This window comes from Parabacteroides sp. HGS0025, assembly GCF_000969845.1.
In the GTDB taxonomy this organism is placed as follows: domain Bacteria; phylum Bacteroidota; class Bacteroidia; order Bacteroidales; family Tannerellaceae; genus Parabacteroides; species Parabacteroides gordonii.
This window is the reverse complement of sequence record NZ_KQ033902.1, coordinates 3,483,351-3,510,272: the sequence shown is the minus strand read 5'-3', so window position 1 is coordinate 3,510,272 and position 26,922 is coordinate 3,483,351. Positions and strand designations below refer to the sequence as shown.

Below are 26,922 nucleotides of genomic sequence, written 5' to 3'. Positions count from 1 at the left end.
TACCTTTGTGCCGCTTTTATAAATGGGAGCGATTATATGTTTAACTTGTAAGGAATAAGGGATAAGTCTATGCAAAAGTCCGACTGCATCATCAGCGTGGAGCATGTGTCTAAATTCTTCGGGGACAAGGCCGTTCTGAATGATGTGAATTTGTTTGTCCGCAAGGGCGAGTTTGTAACGATATTGGGGCCTTCCGGTTGTGGTAAGACCACCTTGCTGCGTCTGATCGCCGGATTTCAGACCGCTTCAGAAGGGGAGATCTCGATAGCAGGAAAAGAGATCACACAGACGCCGCCGCATAAACGCCCGGTCAATACCGTGTTTCAGAAGTATGCGCTGTTCCCTCACCTGAATGTATTCAACAATATCGCTTTCGGCCTGAAGCTCAAAAAGCTGCCTGCCGCAGTTATCGAGAAGAAGGTGAAACAAGCCCTGAAGATGGTAGGTATGACCGATTACGAATACCGCGATGTAGACTCCCTCTCCGGCGGCCAGCAGCAACGTGTTGCCATCGCCCGCGCCATCGTCAACGAGCCCGAAGTGCTGTTGCTCGACGAACCCCTGGCAGCCCTCGACCTGAAGATGCGTAAGGACATGCAGATGGAATTGAAGGAAATGCACAAATCCCTCGGTATCACCTTCGTCTACGTGACCCACGACCAGGAAGAAGCACTGACCCTGAGCGATACCATCGTTGTGATGAGTGAAGGCCGCATCCAGCAGATCGGAACCCCCATCGATATATATAATGAACCCATCAATTCGTTCGTCGCCGACTTTATCGGTGAGAGCAATATCCTGAACGGACTGATGATCAAAGATAAACAAGTCTCCTTTGCCGGACACGACTTCGAGTGCGTGGATGAAGGCTTCGGCGAGCAAGCCCCGGTGGATGTGGTGATCCGTCCCGAAGACATTTACATATTCGAACCATCGGAAGCAGCCATGCTGACCGGTACGGTTACTTCTTCTATCTTCAAAGGCGTGCACTACGAAATGATGGTGCAGACCCCCGAAGGCTATGAGTTCATGGTGCAGGATTACCACAGCTTTGATGCAGGACGGGAAGTCGGCCTTCTGGTGAAGCCCTTCGATATCCACGTCATGAAGAAAGAGCGCGTATGCAACACGTTTGAAGGCAAGCTGATCGACCCGACCCACGTTGAATTCCTAGGCAATACTTTCGAATGCACGGAAGTATCCGGTATCGACCCCGACACCCCTGTCAAGGTGGAAGTCGATTTCCGTCACGTCATCCTCGAAGACAACGAAGAAGACGGCAAACTGACCGGAGAAGTGAAATTTATCCTCTATAAAGGCAACCATTATCATCTGACCGTGTTTACAGACTGGGACGAAGATATCTTTGTCGATACGACAGACGTCTGGGACGACGGCGACCGCGTCGGCATCCGGATTGCCCCCGAGAACATTCGTATTATTCATAACTAAAAGGAAGGGAAGTGATAAATAACATCTCAGCATTCTTTATGCGTCGCAGGAACTGGACGATCCCTTACGCATTATTTCTGGCAGTATTCGTAGTCATGCCGTTGCTCCTGATCGTCCTGTATGCTTTTACAGATGCCGAAGGCGCATTTACCTTCGCCAATTTCCGCAAGTTCATGATGCATCCCGAAGCGTTGAACACCTTCGTTTATTCCATCGGGATTGCTATTATCACCACGCTGGTCTGCCTGCTGCTGGGGTATCCGGCCGCCTATATACTGAGCCAGGCACGTTTCAACACTTCCCGTACGATGGTCGTGTTGTTTATTCTCCCGATGTGGGTGAATATCCTGATTCGTACGCTGGCAACCGTCGCCCTGTTCGACTTCCTGAACCTGCCGTTGGGAGAGGGGGCGTTGATATTCGGCATGGTGTACAACTTTCTTCCTTTCATGATCTATCCCATCTACAACACCTTGCAGAAGATGGATCGCAGCTTGATCGAAGCCGCCCAGGATCTGGGAGCCAATCCGTTGCAGGTTTTTATAAAAACAATCTTCCCCTTGTCCATGCCCGGCGTGATGAGCGGTATCGTGATGGTGTTTATGCCGACCGTATCGACCTTTGCCATTGCCGAGTTGCTGACAATGAACAATATCAAGCTGTTCGGTTCGACCGTGCAAGAAAGCATCAATAACGGAATGTGGAACTATGGAGCTGCCCTGTCTCTTATCATGCTGCTGCTGATCGGAGTCACCATCCTGTTTACCAACGAGGAAGACAGCGCCTCAAACGAAGGAGGAGGTGTGATATGATGACGAAGATACTGGCTAAAACTTATCTCTGGCTGCTTCTTTTCCTGCTGTATTCCCCGATCCTGATCATTATGATCTTCTCTTTTACCGAAGCCAAAGTGCTGGGTAACTGGACGGGATTCTCAACAAAACTATATAGTTCGTTGTTTACCGGAGGTGTGCAACGTTCGCTGGTAGGGGCTTTGTGGAATACATTCGCCATCGCCATGCTGGCCGCATCCATCTCCACGATATTAGGCAGCATCGCGGCCATCGGTATCTTCAACCTGCGGAGCCGTCCGCGGCAGGTGATGAACTTCACGAATGCCATACCGATGATGAATGCGGATATCATAACCGGGGTTTCCCTCTTCCTGCTGTTCGTCAGCTTCGGGGTTTCGCAGGGCTTTACGACGGTTGTGCTGGCGCATATCACTTTCTGTACCCCTTATGTGGTATTGAGCGTGATGCCCCGTTTGAAGAAGATGAACCAGAATGTGTACGAAGCGGCACTCGACCTGGGGGCGACCCCGTTCCAGGCTTTACGCAAAGTGATCCTGCCCGAGATCCGTCCGGGAATGATCAGCGGCTTTATCCTGGCGTTCACCCTTTCGATCGACGACTTTGCCGTTACGATCTTTACCATTGGTAACGAAGGACTGGAAACACTTTCCACCTTCATCTATGCGGATGCCCGCAAGGGAGGTCTTACACCCGAACTGCGCCCGCTATCGACCATTATCTTCATCACCGTACTGGTGCTCCTGATCGTGATTAACAAGCGTGCCGAAAAATCCGCTGCAAAGTAATAGTATAGAAGAATGAATAGACTGATTAAAATAGTATGTGTACTGGCCGCCTGTCTGGGAATGCTCTCTTCCTGTGCACGCACGGACAAGGAACGCAGCAAGATATTGAAGATATACAACTGGGCCGACTATATCGACGAAGGAATACTCGACGAGTTCCCCGTCTGGTATAAGGAGCAGACCGGCGAAGACATCCGTATCATCTACCAGGTATTCGACATCAACGAGATCATGCTCACCAAGATCGAGCGCGGCCACGAGGATTTCGACCTGATATGCCCTTCCGAATACATCATCGAGCGTATGCTGAAGAAGAAGCTGCTGCTCCCCATCGACCGCAATTTCGGCAAGACACCGGACTACCTCGACAACATATCCCCCTATATCCGCGAGCAGCTCAACAAACTGAGCCAGCCCGGCATGGAGACGACCGACTACGTAGTCCCTTACATGTGGGGAACAGCCGGCCTGCTCTACAACAAGCAGTTTGTCACACAGGACGAAGTAATGACCTGGGATTGCCTCTGGAATCCCAAGTACAAGAACAAGATCCTGATGAAAGACAGCTACCGCGATGCCTACGGCACAGCCATCATCTACGCCCATGCCAAGGAACTGGCCGACGGCACCGTCACGGTCGAACAGCTGATGAACGACAACTCCCCCGAAGCCATCGCCATCGCTGAGGACTACCTGAAACGCATGAAGCCCAACATTGCCGGATGGGAAGCCGACTTCGGTAAGGAGATGATGACCAAGAACAAGGCATGGCTCAACCTCACCTGGAGTGGCGACGCCGTCTGGGCTATAGAAGAAGCCGAAGCGGTAGGCGTGGAACTGGGCTATGAAGTCCCCCTCGAAGGCAGCAACATCTGGTACGACGGCTGGGCAATCCCCAAATACGCCCGCAATGTAAAAGCAGCGAGCTATTTCCTCGACTACCTCTGCCGTTCGGACGTCGCCCTGCGCAATATGGATGCCAACGGCTATGTAAGCGCCGTTGCCACCCCCGAGATACTGGAAGCGAAAATCGACACGACGATCGAAGAATACTCCAACCTGAGCTACTTCTTCGGCCCCGGCAACGACAGCATCCGGATCGACCGGGTGCAATACCCCGACCGGAAGGTCGTGGAACGATGCGCCATGATCCGCGACTTCGGGGATGAAACCGAGCTCGTACTTGAAATGTGGAGCCGTGTGAAAGGCGACAACCTCAACACCGGCATTGTCTTATTGATCTTTGCGGTATTCGGCCTGCTCTTTGTCTGGGTAGTCTACCGCAGGATACGCGATTATAAACAAAAACAGCGTCACCGCCGCCGGCGTCGTCGCTGGTAATTATTACCTGTGAGTATGGAAGGAATTAAGAACCTGATTATAGATTTCGGTGGGGTGATCATCAACCTGACCCGTAACCGTTGTGTGGAAGCATTCGAGAACTTCGGCGTGCCCGACGTGCGCGACCGGATATTGAACAGCAAAGACCTCTTTATGCAGATAGAGATGGGAACCATCACTTCCGCCGAGTTCCGCGACGGCATCCGCCATCTGACCCGGCAGCACCTGACCGACCAGCAGATCGATGCCGCCTGGATCGCCATGCTCGACGACGTGCCGGCCTACAAGCTCGATCTCCTGATGGAGCTACGTTCCAAATACAACACCATGCTGCTCAGCAACACCAACGAGATCCATTGGCTCTGGGCGGAAAAGAACAGCTTCGCCCACAACGGGCACCAGGCCGGCGACTTCTTCAACAAGATATACCTCTCATACGAGCTCAACATGGTGAAGCCCAACGCCGATATCTTCGAATACGTTTTGCAGGATGCCGCCATCGACCCCGCCGAAACGCTCTTTATCGACGATGCCATCCCCAACTGCCGCACCGCCGAAGCACTGGGTATCCGCACCTACGCCCCCCAGCCCCGCGAAGACTGGTCGCACCTTTTCCGCTAGGAATACACCGCTTCCGGTACGTTAATTAACTCTATTCAGAAAACCAAACGGTTTTTGTGCTGTTTCTATAAGCATAAATCTAAACAAACATTTGGTGATTATGAATAAGTTAGTATTATCAACACTCGCGCTGGCCGCCATCCTCGGCAGCTGCTCGAAAGACGACGACTGCCGGTGCGTGGACACGAACGACCTGATTACTCCCGAACTGGCGGAAATGTCGGTCACGACAGGCGACGTGACAACCGCCTTTACCGGCGTACTGATGGTCTACCCCTGCCAGGAAGACGCCAGCATCTATTACGGCAACTATTCGCTCAAAGGCGACCTGTGGCCTATCAACGCTACCTACACCATCAAAGACGGGTCTATCTATAAGGCAACCGCCCCTGTAAGGCTTCCCCTGGGCGATTACAATTTCCTCTACTGGGGATTGGCCAAGAACAGCCAGAGAGACTCCGTGTATGATGCCGCCGCCATCCGCGAACCCGGTTTGCGCCTGGGAGCCGACCTGTCGGATCTGTATATGACGATGTATCAGGAAGACTACAGCGATACGACCTATATGCCGGTCTACGATTACCTGCATGCCGTCAGCCCGATCAAAGTCGGCACCGACAAGATGAAAGCGACCCTGCAACATGCCGTAGCAGGCCTGAAAGTGGCGCTGACGAATAAGGACGGCGACAAGATGGACAGCAGCATCGCTTCCGCCCGTATCCTGATCGGCAATATCGCTTCGCGGCTGAATTACTATACAGCCGAAGCCAGCGACTTCACAAAGACCGTTGCTTTTCCTCTGACCATGTCGTCCGATAGCCTGTCGATGTCGGCCAATTCAACCGTCATGGTCTTTCCCTCTTCCGACAATCCTCCGCTGACCATTCGGCTGACACTGAAAAACGGGCAGGTAAAACATTTCCGGAAATCCCTGGCCAATGCCCTGACCGCCGGAAACCGCCTGAACCTCACTATCACATTAGGTGATCTGTATTCAGAAGAAACTTCTTCCGACGGCTTTGAAGTGGTGGACTGGACGGAAAGCTCCGAAACGATCGATTTGCCGGCAGGCTGACTGGATAGCATTTTTGCACCGGAGTCCATAAAGAACTATGTTATTGCTTCTGCAAATATAGTAATTATGAGCAGATTCCAACTGTTGACATGATTAATTATCAGGGGTTCTGTGTGTATTTTTGCTTCACAGAGCCCTTTTGTGTTCTTTTGTGTGTTCTCCCGTGATACCAATGCGGGATTCTGGGCTCTTGCCTTATGGTCTTTTTCCATGAAAAAACATGTATATAACAACACTTTTTTCGGCTTAATACCCTGAATAAACAAAGGATAGACATAGTTCTTTATGAACTAATCTAAAATAGTGTAATATGAAAAATAGGACATTGATGGTCTCTGTTACAGCCTTTCATTTCAATTTGAAGGATAAAATCAGGCAATTAGCTACTCTGTTTCTACTAAATAAACAACAATATCATTCCCTTCTAACGAGTGGATGAAACATTTAATTATAATATCATGGCAGAAAAAACAATTCTCACTGTCGACCTGTACGATAACGTACTGACAGAAAAAGCAAATGATTTTACAGGTAAAGTTTCCATCACCGGTACTATCCACAATTCGGATATAGCAGAACGTATCGTTAAGGCACGTACCGAGTACCGCCCGGAAACGATTTTGAACATCCTCGGTATGGCAGACGACATAAAGATCGAAGCCATTGCAGAGGGCAAGAGCGTGGTAGACGGCGTGGGCCAGTGGCTACTCAATTTCAGCGGGCCGCTCGAGGGAGAAAGCCCCATCTTTAACTCCGACGTTCATAGATTCGGTGTCACCTTTACACCCGGAAAGGCGTTGCTGAAAGCGCTGAAATTGTTGGTGCCCGGTTTCCGCAAGGCCAAAACGGGCCCGGTTATCAACGGCTTCACCGACTCGACTACCAAATCTGTCAGCCAGGTATTGACTCCCAATGCTCCGGGTATTATCTCCGGTGCAGGCCTGCTCTTGAAGGGCGACGATCCGTCGGTAGGCGTTTACTTTACACCTGACGGAGCCGACCAAACACCTGTAAAAGTGAACCTGATCGTATCGAATACCACTTCGCAGATCATTATCCAGATCCCGGCATTGCCTGACGGACAATATCTGTTGAGTATCACGACACAGGCAGGTGCAGGCTATTCTTTGGTAAAAGAACCTCGTACCTACCAATACCCTATTTTATTGAGTGTAGGCAGTCAGCCGGGTGGTGGCGAAGATGATCGTCCGGTTATCGAGTAATCCGTTATTGAGGGGGATGGGAACAACGTTATTGACACTATACTCAACACCATTGTTCCCACCTACCTCAACAACGTTGTTCCCACCCTACTCAACAGTGGTGTTGACACCTACCTCAACAACATTGTTGATATACCCCTTACAAATTAATGTTAAAACTGTGAATCTTTTATTATCAACTTAATAATAACAACGCATGAAAAATAAGTACTTAAAGAGTATGATAGCACATGTAATTATGGTGATGCTGTCTGTATTATGCCTGACCGGAGCTCAGGCGGTCGGAGCACAGAACCGAAATATGGGAGGAGGATCACCTTCAGGAGGTAGCTCTGCTGCAAACGCCAGTTCTTCTCAAAAACCAATCATGCCCCTTATGACAAGAAGTACCAGCAATGCTGTTTCTGTTAATGAAACGGAATATGCAACCTGGGCGGATGCAGTAACAGCAATCAACGAATCGTCAGAGGAAAACTTTGATATTGTATTGATAAATCATGTCATGGATGCTAAAACAATGCCAAGCAAGCCTTGTACAATTAGTGGTAAAACAACAGACATTAATTTTGCCTATATCGATGATAATAGTTACCTCACAAGAATCCAAATGTCAGCACCTGTTACATTTAAGAATATTACGCTTCAGGTTTGGCAGATTGCTGCGAATGGACATGCATTGACATTTGATGAAGGTGTGACTGTTGCTAGTGGATATACTATTGATAATGCGAAAAATACCGGCATCCGAAACATTTGGGGTGGTACAGATAACAATAGCAATGTTGAAAACACAAACATCACTATTAAAAGCGGTCAGTTCGGATGGGTTACAGGAGGAAGTACAACATCAGGGGATGATCCTGCTAATTCTGGAGACGTCACCGGTACATCAACCGTAACAATAACCGGAGGTACCATTAATGGCACTGTCTTTGGAGGAGGCTATGGAGGTACATGCGATAACACCATAGTAAATATGTCAGGAGGGACAACCGGATGGATTTATGGAGGAGGCGAAGTAGGCGACGTTACCAACACAGCTAAACTAACCATTTCAGACACAGCTGTCGTTAAAGAAACCGTATTTGGCGGTAGCGATTCCGGTACTTGCGGAAGCACAGAGGTAAAACTTAATGGCGGAACATTCAAAGGTAATATTTACACAGGAGGTTTCCACGGCATCGTAGCCGGTCTTTCTTCTATAATAGTGGATGGAGCCAAAATAGATCCGGAACAAGAATCAGGTTCGCCAAACATTTATATGGGTGGTAGTATTTACGGTGGTGGATTTGGATATTTTAACAGCGAAGATGACAAAGGCAAAGTTGACTCTGCAACGGTCTTGATAAAAGGGCTGAAAGAAGGTAGTCATCATGTGAATGTTTTTGGTGGTGGTCTCACTTCCAGTGTGACTGGAAATACTAGTGTAACCATTGAAGGAGGCACAATTGACGCTGCCTGGGGAAGTGGTGATAATTATAATGGAAATAAAGGCTCTGTTAAAGGCAATGCAAGTATAGTAATTAAAGATGGTACTATAAAAACAGTAGGAGCAGCCAGAGGACAAATGCAAGGAAAAGCCATAGCTGTAGAGGGTAAATTAAGCATCTCCATAGAAGGAGGAAGCGTCATAGAATCCATCATGTCCGGCAATGAACCCCACGGAAGTGAGTACAAAGATTGTACATTGACACTAAAAGGTATCGGCAGTGAGAACCAGCCCTATAACTTACCGCAGATAAGAGGAATAAACAATCTGGTTCTCGATAATACGATTGCAACATGCAGAGGAAGTATTCAAACCGAAGGTGGTTCCTATAATTTGGGAGGATTTGCTTTTAATGAAGATAATCCTATACACATCAGTGGTGACGGTAAATTAGTCGGTCGCGACATCTTACTTCAAACAATGGATCTTGGTGCTTTACCGCCTAATATACCTCTGGTTGTTACTGGAAATCTACCTAAAACAACCACCTTCGCAGGGCTTGTAAGGCTGGAGAGTGGCATTACCCCTGTCACCACTCTTATTTACAAAGCCGGTCATACTTACCGTCTGAAGAAAGCAGAGGAAACGCTATATACCGTAGGTATTGCCACCCCCGAAACAGAAGGCATAGGGACTATTTCCGTAAAATGGGATCAATATGCCGCAACAGACGTGATGCTCGAAGATGGCGATCAGGTGCCGAATACGGCAAATATCACACCTACAGCTACACCAAACGATGAAGGTATCACTGCTACCCTCAAAAATGGAGAAACAACCATCACAAACGGAAGCACACTCACACTCTCAGCCGATGCCTCTTTCCAAGGAGAATTTGAGATACAGCCTTTAGATCTGAATGAAAAGAACGAAGACATCACCATCTCCAAAGACGGAAATATATGGAAATACATGAAAGCTGCAATTACCCGGTCAACCCCTTCCTTACTCTCTTTCAACGGCACAATAAAAAACACCCTTGCCGACACAAAACGCATGCTGATTGATGAAACCGCCCAAGGCGTCTTGACGTTCGAGAATGCAAAAATCAACTCATCAACAACAGCTGCCCCTGCGCTGACAATTGCCAACGGAGCTAAGGTGTCTTTCAGAGGTAATTTAGAAGTGAAAGCCGGAGAGGCCAACCAGTATGGTATCTCAAATAACGGTAGCCTGACAATCACCGGAAAAAATACAGAAATCACAGCGACTAACACGACTACCGATAGTGACAAAGGGATCAAAGTGAACCTCCAAGCCTCCATGGTTGCTGAAGCAAATACAAAGTTAACCACTTCCGGCATGGATAATGCAGGAACTGTTGTCGTAAAAGAAGGTGCTACGGCTGAAACTACCACTCAGCAACCTTTGCAAAAGACCTATCTCGTGACCGTACTTGATCCGGGCAACGGAAACGAGCTGGTTCTTACAACCGGTACTGACATTACCGTCAGCAATCAAGATAAGGTAGCAAGCAATACCATACTTACTGTCAGTGGAATTCCGGCTTCCGGCTACGCATTGGAGTCTATCACCGCCACCCCGAAAAGTGGTCAGGCAGCAACACTCAGTAACAACAGCACATACACGATGCCGGAAAGCCCAGTCGCTTTTTCCGCTACATTCAAACAACAGATAACACCGCCTGAACCACCTGCAACGGTCTATTACAATGTTACCCTACCGGTCGTTGAGGGAGCTGTAACCGATCCGGTTGCCGGAGCGTATGAAGTGGAGTCATGGGGTAGCTTCCGGTTCTATCTCTCGCTCGACAAGGAGTATGACCAGTCAGTTCCGTTAGTAACGACCAGTCGTGGCGAAACCATCACCCCCCGTACGAGTGACGGTGCATATATCATTGAATATGTTCGTCAACCGCTCGATATATTCATCGACGGCATCGTGAAGAACAACCCGGTGGCCAACGAAACCCTGGCGACCGTCCCCGCCACTGTCCGCGTCTTCGGCAGTGCCTTGTCGATCACTGTCCCGCAGGCCACGACCGCCATCATCTTCGACCTGGCCGGTCGTCCGCAGCGCAACCTTCGCCTGCCTGACGGCGAGACGCGTGTGGAAGGTTTGCCTTCCGGTGCCTATATCGTCAAGTTTGAAAATGGGGAAGTGGTAAAGGTGATAGTAACCCGTTCCCGTACATAGCAAAAGCCCCGCGTCTGTAACAGGCGCGGGGCTTTTCTTCTTCTTATATATCTTTTACTTTCAACACATTGTAAGACGTCCCGATATCATACACATCGCTTCCATCCACTTTCTTGATATACTTCACCACGCGGATGGTGACAGGCAGGATCAGTACTTCATAAAGCGATTTCAGTACGGCCTGTGTCCCGATCATGATCAGCAGCTCTCGGGGCGGTATCAGTCCGAGGAAAGCGATCGGGAAGAAGATCAGCGAGTCGGCACTTTCGCCCGCCAGTGTCGAAGCGATGGCACGCAGCGAGAAGTTCTTCCCTTTGGAAGCGATCTTCATTTTGCTCATCACATACGCATTGAGGAACGAACCCACCAGAAACGCGATCAGGCTGGCAATGGCGATACGCGGCGCCATCCCGAATACGAAGTTGAACCCTGCTTCCCCTTCCCAGAACGGGGCGGCGGGAAGCATAACGGCCAGTTGGGCGAACCCGATCACAAGGAAGTTGGAGGCAAAGCCGCTCCAGATGATCAGGCGCGCCTTTTTAAATCCCCATACCTCGGCGATACAGTCGTTGATGATATACGAGATAGGGAATACGATCAGCCCGGCAGTGGCAGTGATGCCGAATACCTGGACTACTTTGGTTTCCAAAAGGTTGGAAGCGACCAGGCATATATTGAACAGGATGCCCAGCAGCATGAAGGGGATTGAAACAGTTGTCTTCTGCATAATTCTTGTTTTTTACGAGGTTTATCAAGTACTCGGGAAAGCCGGGGCTTTCCGTATCATGTCTTTTAATTTCGGGGGCAAAGATAAGTATTTTTTTAGAACCGGTGTGCATAGGTCAGGCCTATTGCATGTTTATAGTTCACCGGGTCGTATACATTAAATATATGGTAGCGGTAATACAGTTGCAGCGAGTTCTGTTTGTTTATCTTGTAGTCGCTTCCGGCGGACAGGCGTATCCGGTCGGCATGCATCCGCCCCTGATACCCCGTGTCGTTGAATACCTCGGCATAGGCGAAAGGGCAAATGCCTGTCTTCCAGATCTTGTAGGAGAGGGTGAGCATGCTGCGGAGATAGTTCTTGGGATGCTGGCCACCTGTTTTGTATGTGCTCTGGAAACGTTCGCGGAGCGACAGGGTGAAGTTGCCGACCGGGTAGTTGGCCGAGGCGTAGACGTAGTAACGGTTCCGCAGTTCTTCGGATGCTTTATATTGGCAGAGCAGCATGTAGGCGATGCCTGTCTTGAGGTAACGGTTGAAAGTGTAGTTCACCTCTCCGGTGGTCAGGAACCACTCCGCCTGCCGGAAGTCGCTTTGGGGACGTATGTCTTCTTCCACCAGGAAGGAGAAGCGGCGGTATATCTTCCCGGATAAACTGACCTTGAATGCCATTCCCGCCCCGTCCATAGCAGCGATGGGAGAGAGGGTTGCCGCAAAGAGGAGAATGCATAGAAGAAAGAAACGATTTCGTTTGAAATAGCTTTTCATGGAGCCTTATAAGTGTTTTTGTTCAGTATCGCTGCAAAGATAATGATAAAACGACTATTTTTGTACCTATTGTAACCTAATAAAAGAAATTCATCGTATGAAGAACATGAGAAAATGGTTTGTGTTGGCCATGTGTACTTTGGCCACTTCCTCACTCTTTAGTCAGCAGAACGATTGGGCGCAGTTCGGTCGTTATGCGGAAGCCAATAAATCGGTCGAGACACCTACGCGGGTGGTCTTTATGGGAAACTCCATCACGGACGGTTGGTGGAATACCGACTCTTTATTCTTTAAGAACAACCGTTACATAGGCCGTGGGATCGGCGGACAGACGACCGCCCAGATGTTGGTTCGTTTCCGTGCCGACGTGATCGACCTGCAACCTAAAGCGGTAGTGATCCTGGCCGGTACCAACGATATCGCCCAGAACAACGGCTATATCGCTCCCGAAAATATCCTGGGCAACATCATCTCGATGGCCGAGCTGGCTAAAGCCAACAACATCGATGTCGTCCTTTGTTCCATCCTGCCCGCCTATGAATACGGCTGGCGCAAAGGCCTGGAGCCTGCCGATAAGATCATCGCCCTGAACAAGATGATCAAGGAGTATGCCGACCGTCATAACCTGACTTATGTGGACTATCATTCCGCCTTGAAAGATGCCCGCAACGGACTCCCCGAAAAGTATTCGAAAGATGGCGTACACCCTACTATGGAAGGGTATAAGATCATGGAACGCTTGATCTCGGAAGCGCTTAAGAAATACTAGAACACAGTGTATAGCCCTGTCCGTGAAGGGTGGGGCTACATGTTAATATCCTGCATACCTATTGCATTTCCCGGAAATTCAGATATCTTTGCCCCGAATTATAATAACTGCTTTTTGAACACACAATCTTTACATATAGGTGCTTAATAACAGCCTGTAACTCTTTTCAGGCTGGCCACTTCTATTCTTTTGGGTAATAATCTCTACCCGAACCGATTTCTTATTTCCCTGTTTCTCTCTTTATACTTATATATAAATAAAACAATGATGGAAAATGATGTTCAGATCAGAAGGGCAACTTCTGACGATTTTAACGACGTGATGCAGATCGAAACACTCGCTTTCGGTAGTGCTAAAGAGGCTGAATGGGTAGCCGAGGTCATAGCCGTTGAGAATACGGAGCCGTATCTCTCCCTGCTGGCCTTTTACCGGGGGGAAGCGGTAGGCCATATCCTCTTTACTCCGGGGGTAGCGGAAGGTTCCGCCGACACTTCTTCGATCTATATACTTGCCCCGCTTGCAATAAAGCCGGCGTATCAGAAGCAAGGCCTCGGCGGACTGCTGATCGAAGCGGGCTTACGGTATCTGCGGGAGTCCGGCGTAAAACTGGTTTTAGTACTGGGGCATAAAGAGTATTACCCCCGGCACGGCTTCAAGGGCGATGCGGAAAGCGCAGGTTTCTTCCCGCCTTATCCGCTGCCCCGTGAGTATGCCGACTACTGGATGTACCAATACCTGACCCCCGACACGGATAACATCCCGAAAGGCCGTATCCGCTGTACAACGGCCTTGGACAAACCGCAGCACTGGCGGGAGTAATCGTTTATAGTTCTACTTCCAGTACCGCCGGGCAATGGTCCGAATGTACGGCGTCATTCAGGATGTAGGCTTCTTTCAATAAGGGTTTGACCGGTTCGCTTACCATACAGTAATCGATGCGCCAGCCCTTATTGTTCTTGCGTGCACTGAAACGGTAGCTCCACCAGGTATACTGCTGCTTCTCCGGGTTCAGGTAACGGAAGGTATCGATAAAGCCGGCATTGAGGAAGCGGGTCATCCATTCGCGCTCTTCGGGAAGGAAACCGCTGTTCGTGGCGTTGCGTACCGGGTCGTGGATGTCGATCGGTTCGTGGCAGATGTTGTAATCGCCGCAGAGGATCAGCTTCTTTCTTGTTTTTTGCAGTTCCACCACATAGTTCTGAAAGTCTTCCAGCCATTCCATCTTGAAGGTCTGCCGCTCGTCACCGCTTGTTCCTGAAGGGTGGTAAACGCTTACAACGGAAGTGTCGCCATAATCCGCACGGATGAAACGTCCTTCGTTATCATACTTTTCTATCCCCATGCCGATCTCCACATGGTCGGGTTCCCGGCGGGTGAGGATGGCAACGCCGCTATATCCTTTCTTCTGTGCACTGAAGAGGTAGGGTTTGTAGCCCAATCCTTCAAACGCTTCAGCAGGAAATTGTTCCGGTTGGAGTTTGGTTTCCTGTATGCAAAGTACATCCGGTTGTTCCTGTGCCAACCATTCCGGCAGGCCTTTGGTTACGGCGGCACGCAGGCCGTTGACGTTGTATGTGATGATCTTCATAAATCTGACTTTTATTTTGTTTATATGAACCCAAAGGTAGTATTTAACATTCTGATGTGCTAATTTTTGCCGAATGAATAATACTTTTGTAGCGGCAAAAAGAAAACAACGCTAGATTAGTACAGAATGGAAGATATTAGTTTTGAGGCCCGCGTGCTTCATACCCCTTACGAAAAGCCGGATGCATATAACGCATTATCCATGCCGGTATATAACACGGCTGCATACGAATTCGATACCGCCGAAGCGATGGAGGCCGCCTTTTGCGGAAACACATCCGACCATGCTTATTCAAGGATCACGAATCCTACCGTACAATATTTTGAAGACCGTGTACGCGCCATTACCGGAGCCATGAGCGTTACCGCCCTGAACTCGGGAATGGCCGCTATCTGCAATACGCTGATGACGATCGGACGTGCCAATGCAAATATCGTTACGTCGCCGCACCTGTTCGGGAATACGTTTTCGCTGCTGAAGAACACACTGGCCGCTTTCGGTATGGAAGCCCGCTTCTGTGACCTGACAAACCCGGACGAAGTACGTGCCAACATCGACTGCAATACCTGTGCCCTCTTTCTGGAAGTGATCACGAACCCGCAACTGGAAGTAGCCGATTTGAAGCTGCTTTCTTCTATCGGAAAAGAAGCGGGCATTCCGTTGATTGCCGACACGACGATCGTACCTTTCTCCGTCTTTCGCGGAAAGGAATACGGTATAGATATAGAGATCATATCCAGCACAAAATACATATCCGGCGGTGCGACCAGCATAGGGGGACTGATCCTGGATAACGGTACTTTCGACTGGAGCCATTTCATCACCCTGAAACATTGGTACGAACAGTTCGGCGAACGCGCCTTCACCGCTCGCCTGCGTAAAGAGATCCATCGTAACCTGGGTGCCTATATGACTCCCCAGGTCGCTTATATGCAGACCCTGGGACTGGAAACGATGCAGGTACGCTTCGACCGCCAGGGAACGACCTGCCTGGAACTGGCCGGACGGTTGCAGGCATTGGACGGCATTGTCTCCGTCAACTATACCGGGCTGAAAGATAATCCTTATTATAAACTGAGCACGGCACAGTTCGGTAAATACCCCGGTGCCATGCTGACGTTCGACCTGGTTTCGCGCGAAGCCTGCTTTGCCTTTATGAACCGTCTGAAGCTGATCCGCCGTGCGACCAACCTCTTCGATAATAAGACACTCGCTATCCATCCGGCCAGTACCATCTATGGCAGTTTCACGGAAGAACTGCGGCAGAGTATGGATATCAGCCAGCAGACCATCCGCCTGTCGGTCGGCCTGGAGTCGGTGGACGATCTGTATAACGATATCAGGCAAGCTTTAACCGCTGACGTATGAGAACCCTTGTCATAGCCGATAATCAGGATATCACTAAAGCCGGCATCTTATATCTCACAGATAAGATGCCGGAGATCGGTCTGGTGACTGAAGCGGCCGACAAGAAAGAATTGCTCCGGCTGCTGGTGCGTTATCCCGATGCGGTCGTCCTGCTGGATTATACACTTTTCGACCTGAATAGTGCCGATGAGTTGATCATCCTGCAAGAACGGTTCAAGCGGATTTCCTGGATACTTTTCAGTGAAGAATTGAGTGAAGATTTCATCCGCCGGATAATTTTCAGCAGCGAAACATTCAGTATTGTACTAAAAGATTCTTTTTTAGAAGAAATTCGTACGGCAATATTTTCCGCTTTTCGTTCGCAGTGTTTCATCTGTAACCGGATAAATAATTTACTGTCCGACAGGAAAGCCGGACAGCAAAAAGAACATCCCGTGCTGACATCTACGGAAACGGAGATATTGAAATCCATCGCTTTAGGTAAGACGACGAAGGAGATTGCCGCCGAACGTTTTTCAAGTATCCACACCATAACCACACACCGGAAGAACATCTTTCGCAAACTGGAAGTGAACAATTTACATGAAGCGACCCGCTATGCACTTCGTGCAGGAATTATAGATTCTGCCGAGTATTATATTTAAAATAAATTATTTCATTATCTTTACGGCGATTTTAGTCGCCATCGCTTGGTTTATAGGTTCTGATGAACATTCTCCGGGAGATGGTTGTTTAATGACTATAATTCTTATTTTATTAAATAAAAACTCAATGAACAGAGCAGAACTCGTAGCAGCCTTAGCCGAAAGAAGCGGGCTACAAAAACAGAAAGCAAGCAAGGTGCTAGAAGCCTACATGGAGATCGTAACTGAAGTTTTGTCAGCGAATGACGAAGTAACCCTTATTGGTTTTGGAACTTTATCACCCAGACCGCAGAACAGCCGTATGGCCCGTAACCCCAAAACAGGAGAACCTGTTATGATCGAGGCCAGAAGAACTGTTAAGTTCAAACCCGGTAAGTTCTTATTGGAAGCGATGAATGACAAGAAATGAAAGAAATGAAAAAGCGTCCTTCTCTGTGACAGGGAGGGACGCTTTTTTTATGGCCTGACCTTGCGTCAGAAGATTACTTATCTGATTTACACCATATCTTCCCCTGTCTTTACAATCTCCACCTTCAGCGTTTTATGGAAAGGAGTGAAGCGCGAAATCACCATCACGACAATAGCAAAGATCAGTACGTAGCCGATGATTGTCTTTAAGGCAAGCAGCAGGCTTTGCGTTTGGAGTGTCGTGTAAAGACTGTTACATGCCAGTGCTGTCGCGTCGGTCATACTGTGTCCCTGCGCCAGCATGCCTGTCCTGGATTGCTCATACAACTGTGCTGCCACCGGATTATCCATACGCATATTCTCCGATAAGATCGTCATGCCCTGCAACTGAACGCGGTAAAGCATATTGTTGAAGAAAGACGATGCCAGTGCCGGAGCAATCACCGAGCGGCAGGTGATCAGGAAGAAAGCATTATATATCATTAGCTTCGGGTTCATATCTTCTACGACAAATACGCCGAAAGCAATAAACAGGATCATCATACCCATTCCCCGGAGAAACATCGGAAGGTATAACATCTCATATCTCCCGTCGGGAGTGATCCCGAAATAAAGGATGGTGAGGTAAATCACATAACACAACATTCCCCCCGAAATAAGTACCCTGAAACGCCATCGTTGCCACCGGAACCACCAGAAACAAATCACCGCCCCGCATATAAAGCCCGGTAGCATCCACAGGTTGAGGAAGTTGGCATGTACGCTGTCTACCCGTATAATACTATTCATATAACTGGTAACCAGCGAACTGGTTGCAGAAAAGAACATGACCAGCATCATGTAAAAGTAACCGATCAATGCTTTGCTGCTGTTCAGCACTTCCAACCGGAGATAAGGATTCCGCGTCGTCTTTTGCCGGAACAGGAACAGCCAGACCAGGACGGGTAGCGACAACACATAAACCGTTATCTTTGTCGACGAAAACCAGTCGAGCGTCTTGCCATAGGTGGCCGACCAGATGGTAAAAAGCAGGATAGATGCCATGAGCAGGATACTTTTCCAGTCGATCTCCTTAAACGGGAAATAAACCGGACGCCTGGCATACCGGAAAAACATCAGGATAAAGGATATGGCCACCAACAGCAGCAAGATAACAAAATAATACATATACTGCCATTGATAATAATAAGCCAGCTGCGCCGTCACCGCCATCGAAACCTGCCCGGCGGAGAACACGATCGGGTAGAAGTAAGCATAAAACTCGCTGCGGACATTCTTCGGACTGAACAGCGGACGGATCATCAAAATAATCTCCAGCATTGCAAACGCTTTCAGGAAACCGATAAAGAAGCTGCATACAATAATTATATCCATCTGGTTGACCTGCGCGCAGATAAAGCTGAGTATCACCTGCAACAAAAGGTCGATCAGCAGGATCGTCTTGGTCGTCACCACCGGGCGTACTTTCGGGATCAGTGGATAAGCCACCGCCATACCCGCCGAAGTGGCATAATAAGCCATGCTGATATCCTCGCTCAACACCCCCAACGTGCCGGAAACCTCGGTGATATTTCCGGTATAGGCACCGTTGATCAGGATGATCGGGAGCATCACGACAAAAGCCGTAACGATACCCAACCAGCGGGGAACCCAGGGACGTATCGGTACACTTAAAAGTGCTTGGTTAGCCATTTATCCTACTTGTTTTTAGTCTTTTTTCAATGCTTCCGTCTCCACCATCATCCCGGCGCGGAGCCTGTTCATGTCGTCGGGTGACGCATCTGTGAGGTCGATCCTGACGGGGATGCGCTGTTGCACCTTGATGAAATTGCCGGCGGAGTTGTCGGTCGGCACCAGCGAATATTTAGAGCCGGTCGCTTCGGATATAGCCGTCACTTTACCGTGGAAGACGCGGTTGTCGATGGCATCCACCTTGATACGCACCTCCTGGCCGATATAAATGTTACTGATCTGTGTCTCCTTGTAGTTGGCCGTTATCCATTTGTCGTCGCCGCGTACCAGGTTGCTCAACGTTTGGCCGGCCTGCACCAGTTGCCCGGTTTCCAGCGTGCGGCGACCCATATATCCGTCGAAGGGAGCAGTGACGACCGTGTAGGAGAGGTTGAGCTGCGCCATTTCGAGGTCGGCTTCTTTGCGCAGGATCATGGCTTCCACGCTGCCGCTCTTCTTGCTCGTTTCCGAATATTGCGACTGCGCGGCACTTTTCTGGCGCAGCAAAGCATCGTAGCGGGCTTGCATGGCTTCGTAATTGGCCTTTACCTGTTCGTATTGCTGTTGCGATACCGACTCCTCGGCCAGCAGGTTGGCATAGCGGCGGTAATCCTGTTCCAGTTGCCACAGGCGGGCTTTCGTTTCGGCGATATTGGCCTCCTGTACGCTGACGTTGACCTCCGAAGTCCGTATGCCGGAGCTCAGGATATCTTTCGAGGCGCGGGCATCGAGCAGGGCGGCTTCTGCATCTTTCAGCTTGATACGGTATTCGCGGTCGTCGAGTATCAGCAAGGTATCGCCCGCTTTGACATGCTGGTGCTCGGTGAAACGGACTTCGCTGATATAACCGGATACACGGATGTTGACCGGGGTGATGTACTGGTCGACAACCGCATCGTTGGTTATCTCGTAGTTCACGTATTTCCAGAAATAATTGACTGTCCAGGATATCCCGCTAAAAGCCAGCAGGATACATACCGTGTTGAGGGTGATGTTACGTATCCTCAGTCGTCTGAGTTGTTTTCTTTTCTTATCTAATCCGGACATATCGGTTTGTTTTTATCTGTTTATAAATTCCCGCACGAACGCATCAATTGGTAATAACTGTAAATAACTTCCGTCCGTGCATTCGTTAGTTGCAACTCGGCTTCCAACCGGATGCTGCTGGCATCCAGCAAGTCGGTCAGGATGGAAAGCTGGTTGAGATAACGGTTCCGCACGATCCGGTAATTCTCTTCGGCTTGCCGGACGGAGAGGAGCAAAGCCTCTACCCGGTCGAGCGCCTCATGGTGCTTGATCCAGGCACTTTTTACGTTGACACGGATATCCTGCCTGACCTGTTCTTCCCGGTTCTTCCGGATATTTACATATTGCCGCGCTTCGTGCACCTTATGCTTATTTTGGTAGAGCGAAGACAGGTTGTAAGAGAGACTGAGCGCGATGTTCCAGTTGTTGGAAAACATATCCTCCATCGTCGTGCTCAACGGGCGCGCCAGCGTATTGGCGGCACGGAGCGAAAGCGAGGGGAGATAATCTGCCTTCGACAGGCGGATATCGTTTTCCGCCAGCCGCGTATTGTAGCGGGCAATCTGCAATTCAGGATAATTATCGTAAGCCTGCCGCACATATTCGTCACTGCTTTCGAGCGATACCGCCGTGTAGAGCAACCCCGTATCGGGTTGGAGCAGCAAGGTTTCATCCAGTCCGAGGACGACATCCAACTGCTGGGAGACGATGGCGATATTGTCATTCGCTTCCCGGTAAGCCAGTTGGTCGTTAGTCAGTTGCAACTCACTGCGCAACTCATCGTTGCGGGTGACGATCCCCTCTTTCTTCAAACGGCGGATATCTTCCAGCCGTCGCGCCGACTCCTCCACGTTACGGGCGAATACCTCTTTTTGCTTGTACAAGCTGAACAAATCCATATATTGGCCGAGCAGCAACAGCTTTATTTCGGCTTTGTCGTTGGTCGAATTTAAAGCGGCAATCTGCTTTTCCAGCGACGAGCGTTTGATCGTATAATGTATCTTGCCGCCAGAATTTGCCAGTACCGCAAGGACTTGCGCTTACTTATCGTTTGATCGTATAATGTATCTTGCCGCCCCGGTAGATCGGTTGCGTCACCTCTACATTATAATTATGCGACCAGTCCGGCATGTCGGGATGCACGGGTTGCGAAAGGCCCTGCCGGAAGACGGTCGGCCGTCCGATATATCCCGTGGTAGCCCCGATACTGATGTCGGGCAGCCGCGAGGTTTGTGCTGTTTTTTCCTTGTCGGCGGCTATCACCTCCTGCATGCGGGTGGCTTGCAGCCGCAGGCTATTCTCCGTACCCAGCCGAAACAGTTCGTCGAGGGTAAGAGAATAAGCCTGTTGGGAACGAGTCGCAACAGGCTTCAAAATAAACAGTAACAATAATAAACTATATCTTATCGAATATCTCATTTAGCTTCGTCAATTGCTTTATGCAGGAACCCATTTGCCGGGGATTCATTTGTTCGCCCACCTGATCGTACATACCTTTCAGTATGAACTTTATACGTCTGGCCATTTCTTCCCCTTCGGGAGTGAGGAATATCAGTTTATTCCGCCGGTCGCTGGTATCTTCCTGCCTGACAACCCAGTTTTTCTTTTCCAGGTTGTTGATCAGGTTGGTAAGGCAGGCCTTGTCTTTCGCTGTTTTCTCGGCCAGGGTTTGCTGGCTGACTCCCTGTTCTTTCCACAGGCAGTGCATAATCTGCAACATTTCGAAAGTCATGTCGACATTATTTTGTTTGAGCAACCGCTGGATGCTTTGGCGGAAGGTCATCCGTGTTTTTAATACCAGTAGATTGAGTTCGTGAGCTAATTCCCCATTTGTTGTCATGCTGTTTTTTCCCTTTGATGGCGCAAAGGTATGTATTTCTTTTGATATTAGTTTAATGTTTGACTATTTATTTTTTCGGAAAGATTAGAGATCAAAGACCCGCTGTTTTATACTCGATCATAAAAGAAAAGACTGTGTAAGTATATAGTCAATAATTATTTTTAGACGGTATTATCTATTCTATATACTGAAAATCAATTAGATATAAGTGAAAAATGAATGACTAAAAAAAACGATCGTTTTTTCTAGTCACTCATTTTGTATTGGCGCAAAGTTAAAAACAATTATTTGTAAAACAACTAATATTCAATATTTCTTTCTAAAAATCAACTGAATACAAGATGAAAATTAAAGTCGGCATAAATGTTTATGTATGTTAATTGTTTGCGAAAAAAATGACTATAAAAAACGATCGTTTTAGCTAGTCATTCTATCAAAAACACTAGTATTCTTAAAGATGAAAGAGCGAATAAAGCCATCCACCTACCCGAATGAAATAACGCATTCATACGCTATTTTACCGAAGGCCTACGACGACACGATGCAACGTTGCAAAATGCCTTCGTACCCCTACAACGACAGGGTGCAACGTTGCACGACACCGTCGTACCCCTACGACAGCACAATTCACCGTTGCAAAACGTTGTCGAAGGCCTACGACGGTACAATGCAACGTTGCAAAACACTGTCGTACCCCTACGACGACATAATGCAACGTTGCACGGCACCATCGTACCCCTTCGATACTATACATTATTATTATATACTATCAGCAAATAATATCCGACTAAATACTAATCATTAAATCATCTACATTATGGCAAACATCCAAACATGCCCTAAGACACGGTTAAGAGCCAACGAATTTCTAACCTTTTGTATCGCTGTAAAAAACGAAATCCAGCGGGCCGACAGGGATATTTCACTTTATAAACCCGAGTTCGAGAGTTTCGACGCCAATATCATTCAATTCGACAATAGTCTGAACCGTTTGAGTAAAAGTGAATATACCAGGAAGTCGAACGAATCGAAACGCAGGCTGAATGCTTCGCGCGACGGACTTTTCAAGAAGATAGCGGCAGACCTGAGTAATTCGCACGACGATTTTGTGGCGGCAGCTGTCAGCCTGATGATCGTTGTCGATCAGTTTAAATATATCAGCCATCTGTCTTTCGAGGATATTATCGGAAAGACGGACAGTATCGTTGCTTATTTTCAATCGGATGATTATAAGGATCTTATCAAATTGCTTAAGTTGGACGATCGTGTTACCCAATTGCAGATAATCAACAATGAAGCGAAAAATATCCTTAGTAAAAAAGCTACGGAAACGGGTCGCCGCAACATGCCTCGTAAAACGCCGATCACCCGCCGTGAACTGAATGTCTCTTACGACAAACTGGTCGACCAGTTGAATTTCCTGGCTCGTCGCGACGGTGATACGGATTACCTGACCCTTTTTGCCTTTTGGAACGCCCTGATCGACAAGATGCGTGTCACGATCTCGCTCCGCAGCGGAGAAGCCAAAGGCGGTAAAACCGACAGTGGCGCAAGCAACCAGCCGACCACCCCGCCATCGAGCGGTGGCGAAGACGACCGCCCCGTAATCGAATAACTATCAGCCGATAGTAACCTTTCCCCTCTCGAGAGGGGGCAGGGGGTGTGTCATAGCCCCGCCCTAAAACGGCCTGTAACACACCCCTTTATCACTAACAAATCATCATCAACCAACTACAATAAAAATGAGGACAATATTAATTTTATGTTTATCCATCCTGTTTCTTCCGCTGACGCTGGCGGCAGAAGGATTGACAGTTACAGGAGGGGAAGAAGGTACGGATTATTCTTATGCAGAGAATGTGTATACTGTACTGACTGAAACAGCACTAACCTTTTCGGGGACGACAACGACGGATCGGATTGTGATTGAAGAGGGAGTGACGGCGAATGTAACAATCAACGGTTTATCTATTGATATTTCAAGTATAGATTATGCAGCAGCTATCCAATTGAAAAAACAGGCAAAACTGATATTGAGCCTGTCGGGAACGAATGAAGTGAAGAGTGGTAGAGATAAAGCGGGTATCCATTTGGAGGAAAATAGCTATCTGAAAATTACAGCTGAAAACACCTCTCATAGTTTAAAGGCAACAGGAGGAAATAATCCGGATAGCAGGGGAAAAACAGGATCCGGTATTGGAGGATGCAGAAATGACTCTTATGAAGCAACAATCGAGATTGAAAACGGAAAAATTGAGGCTATAGGAGGTAATGGTACCAATAATCATATGGGGTATAAAGGAGCGGGAATAGGTTCGGATAATTTAAAGATTATCTTTAAGGGGGGAGAGGTTATTGCGAAAAAAGGGAACGGAGACTATAGGGCAAAAGAAATAGAAGACATCCATGGGATAATTACTGTGCATAGTGGTACTTTTGATCCCTGTAGCTTTGGCGGTGAAACCTCCGTTGATGATGGCACCTTCACCAACTGCACCTTCAATAATGTAACTATTAATGGTGGTACTTTCACTAACTGTCCTATTTCAGGAGATAAAGCGATTATAAACAAAGGAACAATCAATAATACAGATGGTAGTCGGATAACTTCAGATGAAATTATTATTAATGGAGGTAATATAAAAATTACTATTCCTCAAAGAGAGAATGGAATAGGTATACATTCTATTGAAACTAAGAAGCTGATTATTTATGGTGGAAATATTTTTATTGAAGGTCAATCTTTTAGAAATGCTAATGGCGGTTATGATAGTAAAGGAGGAAATGCTATAAATGCAACAGAATCAGTTGAAATATATGGAGGAACAATTTATTTATTAGGTGGTAGTGGAAATCCTGTTGGTGGCTATGCAGACCCTGGATTAGCAATCAATTCACCTAAAATAATTATAGGTGGAGGAAGCTTATATGCAAAATGTGGTAGTCCTTGGACTGTTTTTCCATTTGATAAGTCTATTATTAAAAATCAGAATAATAATGATATTTATCTCGGCATTACTCCCGAAATAGCAAATGCAACCGATGTATCAGTCGATGGTGTTCCTTATTATATTAGTGGGAACCATCCGGAAGGTGATAATAAGTTGTATCTTTATATGACAGGTGTGAAACATACTATTACTGTGCGTACAAATGATAACAAAGTTACAACTTACCCAGCAACTTATGTTCCTGGTGGTGTAGATGGTGATGGAAATAGTAAAGGATACTTTACATTTGATGCAGGTTCGACAACTACTCCCTCCGACAACTCTGCAATTACTTTTGAAGCCAAAGATATTACTACGACCTATAATAAAGAAAATAATGAACTGAAAGTAAAGCTCACCGTTACAGAAAAAGTAACAACCCGCAGCGCCGCCATGAACAGCGTACAACTGACATTGACGGATGGAACAAATACTTACTATTCCGATCGCCAAACAGTTACTGGTTCAGACGAATATACATTTACCTTTGATACGCAAGGATTAGATGCGGGCAACTATACGCTTACCGCTAATTATGGCGGCTCGGCAACAAGCCTGACTGCTGACGAGCAGACAAAGACTTTGACAATCGAAAAAGCAACACCAATCTATATTATACCTTCTGGCTTATCTGTTACCTATGGTAAGACATTGGCAGATATAAATTTGCCGGATGGTTGGGCTTGGAATGCTTCGGAAACTTCCGTAGGTAATGTAAGTTCATCCCCGAAAACTTTTGCCGCTACCTTTACACCAGCCGATACAAAGAATTATAACACAGTCGTGGAAAATCTTTCCATCACAGTGAATAAGGCAGAGGCTAGCAATCCGAAAGATCCGGAAGTTACTTCATCATCCCCTGTAACATACGGAGCAAAGCTATCCGATATAACAATCACTGACGATTGGCAATGGGAGGACGGAACGATTGTACCGACTGTGACTAATTCCGGTTATATGGCTTATTATCCTGTTACAGATTATGATAATTATGATTGGAGCAAGATCAATGATTATGATGAAGCTAATCATCGGGTTAGACGGAGTGTTTCCGTAACAGTCAACAAAGCTGATTTATCTGCTGCCGACTTTACCTTTACCGCCCCGACCGATCTCGTCTATAATGGTAATAAAAAAGCCGCTACGATTAAAGCTAACGACGGTTTAATGGGTGTTGGCAACATCACCCTTAAATATTACAAGGAGAGCGAGACAGCACCTGTCGATCCGACTGAAGTCGGTACCTATACCGTAAAGATTGACGTTGCAGAAGGCGATAACTACAATTCCGCCAACGATCTGAATGTGCCGGAATGGACATTTACCATTCTTCCGAAACAATATGCCATCGCCATCGATCCTGCGATCGCAAACGGCACAGTCACTGCCGACAAGACGCAAGCCATTGAGGGCGAAACCGTTACCCTGACCGTTACCCCGGCGCAAGGCTACGAACAGGAAACGTTGTCTTATACTACTGACGGTGGCACAACGGAAACCATCACCGGAACAACCTTCGTGATGCCTGCCGCCGACGTAACGGTGACGGCTACTTTCAAAGCATCGTCCGTACCGCCTGTTAATCCGCCTGTCATTCCAGATGATCCCGACGACCCCGCCCCGGTTCGCTACACCGTCACCCTTCCCACCGTGGAGGGCGCGGCAACCGATCCGGCAGCAGGCAGCTACGAGGTGGAGAGTTGGGGCAATTTCAGCTTCCTGCTTACGCTCGGCGAAGGATATCGAAAGGACTCGCATCCGGTCGTGACGGCTCGCGGTGAGACGCTTACCCCGAATGCATCCACCGGCAAATACATCATACCGAATGTACAAAGCGATATAACGGTCGGGATCACCGGCATTGTCAAAGACGTTGCCACCGGCAACGAATCACTGTCCGACGGCTTCCATATCACGACATCCGGCGGATTGCTACTGGTCACCGTGCCCCGCGCTACCCGCCTGTATCTCACCGATACATCCGGTCGCCTGATCCTTTCGCGCCTGCTTCCGGCAGGAGATACCCGCATCGACGATCTGGCCGCAGGTGTCTATCTCCTGACGCTGGAGGGAGAGAAAACAAAGAAGATAATCATAAGATAAATGAAA

General features: G+C 48.1%; 24 protein-coding genes. 16 read left to right on the top strand and 8 right to left on the bottom strand.

Annotation, left to right across the window (positions count from 1 at the left end):
• The first annotated feature begins 69 nt into the window (after positions 1-69).
• From potA to HMPREF1212_RS13790, 8 genes are all read left to right on the top strand, one after another.
• Positions 70-1,452 carry a polyamine ABC transporter ATP-binding protein gene (potA, locus tag HMPREF1212_RS13830; RefSeq protein WP_046149750.1) on the top strand — a complete coding sequence of 461 codons (1,383 nt, stop codon included), beginning with the start codon at positions 70-72 and terminating at the stop codon, positions 1,450-1,452.
• A gap of 38 nt (positions 1,453-1,490) precedes the next feature.
• Positions 1,491-2,264, top strand: a complete 774-nt coding sequence (locus HMPREF1212_RS13825; RefSeq protein ID WP_044191610.1) for an ABC transporter permease — start codon at positions 1,491-1,493, stop codon at positions 2,262-2,264.
• Positions 2,261-3,052, top strand: a complete 792-nt coding sequence (locus tag HMPREF1212_RS13820) for an ABC transporter permease (RefSeq protein WP_046149749.1) — start codon at positions 2,261-2,263, stop codon at positions 3,050-3,052. Before HMPREF1212_RS13825 ends, HMPREF1212_RS13820 begins: the two co-directional genes overlap by 4 nt.
• Before the next feature lie 12 nt (positions 3,053-3,064).
• Positions 3,065-4,393: an ABC transporter substrate-binding protein gene (locus HMPREF1212_RS13815; RefSeq protein ID WP_046149748.1), complete on the top strand. Its 1,329-nt coding sequence runs from the start codon at positions 3,065-3,067 to the stop codon at positions 4,391-4,393.
• 15 nt (positions 4,394-4,408) lie between these two features.
• Entirely contained in the window at positions 4,409-5,014 is a 606-nt protein-coding gene (locus HMPREF1212_RS13810; protein ID WP_046149747.1) for an HAD family hydrolase, read from the top strand.
• Between the two features lie 100 nt (positions 5,015-5,114).
• Positions 5,115-6,089, top strand: a complete 975-nt coding sequence (locus tag HMPREF1212_RS13805) for a FimB/Mfa2 family fimbrial subunit (RefSeq protein ID WP_046149746.1) — start codon at positions 5,115-5,117, stop codon at positions 6,087-6,089.
• Positions 6,090-6,547: 458 nt separating this feature from the next.
• Positions 6,548-7,312 carry a DNA-binding domain-containing protein gene (locus HMPREF1212_RS13795; RefSeq protein ID WP_028726806.1) on the top strand — a complete coding sequence of 255 codons (765 nt, stop codon included), beginning with the start codon at positions 6,548-6,550 and terminating at the stop codon, positions 7,310-7,312.
• A 220-nt stretch (positions 7,313-7,532) separates the two neighbouring features.
• Entirely contained in the window at positions 7,533-10,958 is a 3,426-nt protein-coding gene (locus HMPREF1212_RS13790) for an InlB B-repeat-containing protein (protein ID WP_232430100.1), read from the top strand.
• Positions 10,959-11,001: 43 nt separating this feature from the next.
• Here the strand turns inward: HMPREF1212_RS13790 and HMPREF1212_RS13785 are convergent, their stop codons facing one another.
• Together HMPREF1212_RS13785 and HMPREF1212_RS13780 are read right to left on the bottom strand one after the other, a co-directional pair.
• Positions 11,002-11,685, bottom strand: a complete 684-nt coding sequence (locus HMPREF1212_RS13785) for a queuosine precursor transporter (protein WP_046149744.1) — start codon at positions 11,683-11,685, stop codon at positions 11,002-11,004.
• Positions 11,686-11,780: 95 nt separating this feature from the next.
• Entirely contained in the window at positions 11,781-12,449 is a 669-nt protein-coding gene (locus HMPREF1212_RS13780) for a DUF2490 domain-containing protein (protein WP_046149743.1), read from the bottom strand.
• Positions 12,450-12,546: 97 nt separating this feature from the next.
• Here HMPREF1212_RS13780 and HMPREF1212_RS13775 point away from each other — a divergent pair, with 97 nt between their 5' ends.
• Together HMPREF1212_RS13775 and HMPREF1212_RS13770 are read left to right on the top strand one after the other, a co-directional pair.
• Positions 12,547-13,218, top strand: a complete 672-nt coding sequence (locus HMPREF1212_RS13775; RefSeq protein ID WP_046149742.1) for an SGNH/GDSL hydrolase family protein — start codon at positions 12,547-12,549, stop codon at positions 13,216-13,218.
• 264 nt (positions 13,219-13,482) lie between these two features.
• Entirely contained in the window at positions 13,483-14,037 is a 555-nt protein-coding gene (locus tag HMPREF1212_RS13770; protein WP_046149741.1) for a GNAT family N-acetyltransferase, read from the top strand.
• 4 nt (positions 14,038-14,041) lie between these two features.
• Here HMPREF1212_RS13770 and HMPREF1212_RS13765 read toward each other — a convergent pair whose 3' ends face one another.
• Entirely contained in the window at positions 14,042-14,806 is a 765-nt protein-coding gene (locus HMPREF1212_RS13765) for an exodeoxyribonuclease III (RefSeq protein WP_046149740.1), read from the bottom strand.
• Positions 14,807-14,932: 126 nt separating this feature from the next.
• Here HMPREF1212_RS13765 and HMPREF1212_RS13760 point away from each other — a divergent pair, with 126 nt between their 5' ends.
• The 3 genes from HMPREF1212_RS13760 to HMPREF1212_RS13750 all read left to right on the top strand — a co-directional run bounded on the left by HMPREF1212_RS13760 (position 14,933) and on the right by HMPREF1212_RS13750 (position 17,227).
• Positions 14,933-16,174 (top strand): PLP-dependent transferase, encoded by a 1,242-nt coding sequence (locus HMPREF1212_RS13760; RefSeq protein ID WP_046149739.1) that lies wholly within the window; start codon positions 14,933-14,935, stop codon positions 16,172-16,174.
• Complete coding sequence (locus HMPREF1212_RS13755) at positions 16,171-16,818, top strand: response regulator transcription factor (RefSeq protein ID WP_046149738.1); 648 nt, start codon at positions 16,171-16,173, stop codon at positions 16,816-16,818. The genes HMPREF1212_RS13760 and HMPREF1212_RS13755 overlap by 4 nt, the downstream gene beginning before the upstream one ends.
• Positions 16,819-16,909: 91 nt before the next feature.
• On the top strand, positions 16,910-17,227 hold the full coding sequence (locus HMPREF1212_RS13750) for an HU family DNA-binding protein (RefSeq protein ID WP_255353068.1): 318 nt from the start codon (positions 16,910-16,912) through the stop codon (positions 17,225-17,227).
• 86 nt (positions 17,228-17,313) lie between these two features.
• On the opposite strand, the gene HMPREF1212_RS13745 is transcribed toward HMPREF1212_RS13750, so the two are convergent.
• The 5 genes from HMPREF1212_RS13745 to HMPREF1212_RS13730 form a co-directional block, all read right to left on the bottom strand.
• Positions 17,314-18,918, bottom strand: coding sequence for an MFS transporter (locus tag HMPREF1212_RS13745; protein WP_028726796.1), 1,605 nt, complete (start codon positions 18,916-18,918; stop codon positions 17,314-17,316).
• 15 nt (positions 18,919-18,933) lie between these two features.
• Positions 18,934-20,004: an HlyD family secretion protein gene (locus HMPREF1212_RS13740; protein WP_046149737.1), complete on the bottom strand. Its 1,071-nt coding sequence runs from the start codon at positions 20,002-20,004 to the stop codon at positions 18,934-18,936.
• A 20-nt stretch (positions 20,005-20,024) separates the two neighbouring features.
• Positions 20,025-20,945, bottom strand: a complete 921-nt coding sequence (locus tag HMPREF1212_RS27490; protein ID WP_255353075.1) for a TolC family protein — start codon at positions 20,943-20,945, stop codon at positions 20,025-20,027.
• 82 nt (positions 20,946-21,027) lie between these two features.
• Complete coding sequence (locus HMPREF1212_RS27485; protein WP_255353066.1) at positions 21,028-21,402, bottom strand: TolC family protein; 375 nt, start codon at positions 21,400-21,402, stop codon at positions 21,028-21,030.
• Positions 21,380-21,823, bottom strand: coding sequence for a MarR family winged helix-turn-helix transcriptional regulator (locus HMPREF1212_RS13730; protein WP_046149736.1), 444 nt, complete (start codon positions 21,821-21,823; stop codon positions 21,380-21,382). The genes HMPREF1212_RS27485 and HMPREF1212_RS13730 overlap by 23 nt, the downstream gene beginning before the upstream one ends.
• A gap of 457 nt (positions 21,824-22,280) precedes the next feature.
• Here HMPREF1212_RS13730 and HMPREF1212_RS27000 point away from each other — a divergent pair, with 457 nt between their 5' ends.
• From HMPREF1212_RS27000 to HMPREF1212_RS13720, 3 genes are all read left to right on the top strand, one after another.
• Positions 22,281-22,628, top strand: coding sequence for a hypothetical protein (locus tag HMPREF1212_RS27000; protein ID WP_157317017.1), 348 nt, complete (start codon positions 22,281-22,283; stop codon positions 22,626-22,628).
• Between the two features lie 12 nt (positions 22,629-22,640).
• Positions 22,641-23,438, top strand: a complete 798-nt coding sequence (locus HMPREF1212_RS13725; RefSeq protein ID WP_046149735.1) for a DUF6261 family protein — start codon at positions 22,641-22,643, stop codon at positions 23,436-23,438.
• Between the two features lie 127 nt (positions 23,439-23,565).
• A complete protein-coding gene (locus HMPREF1212_RS13720; protein ID WP_046149734.1) occupies positions 23,566-26,916 on the top strand; it encodes an InlB B-repeat-containing protein in 3,351 nt (1,116 codons plus the stop codon).
• Positions 26,917-26,922 lie beyond the last annotated feature (6 nt).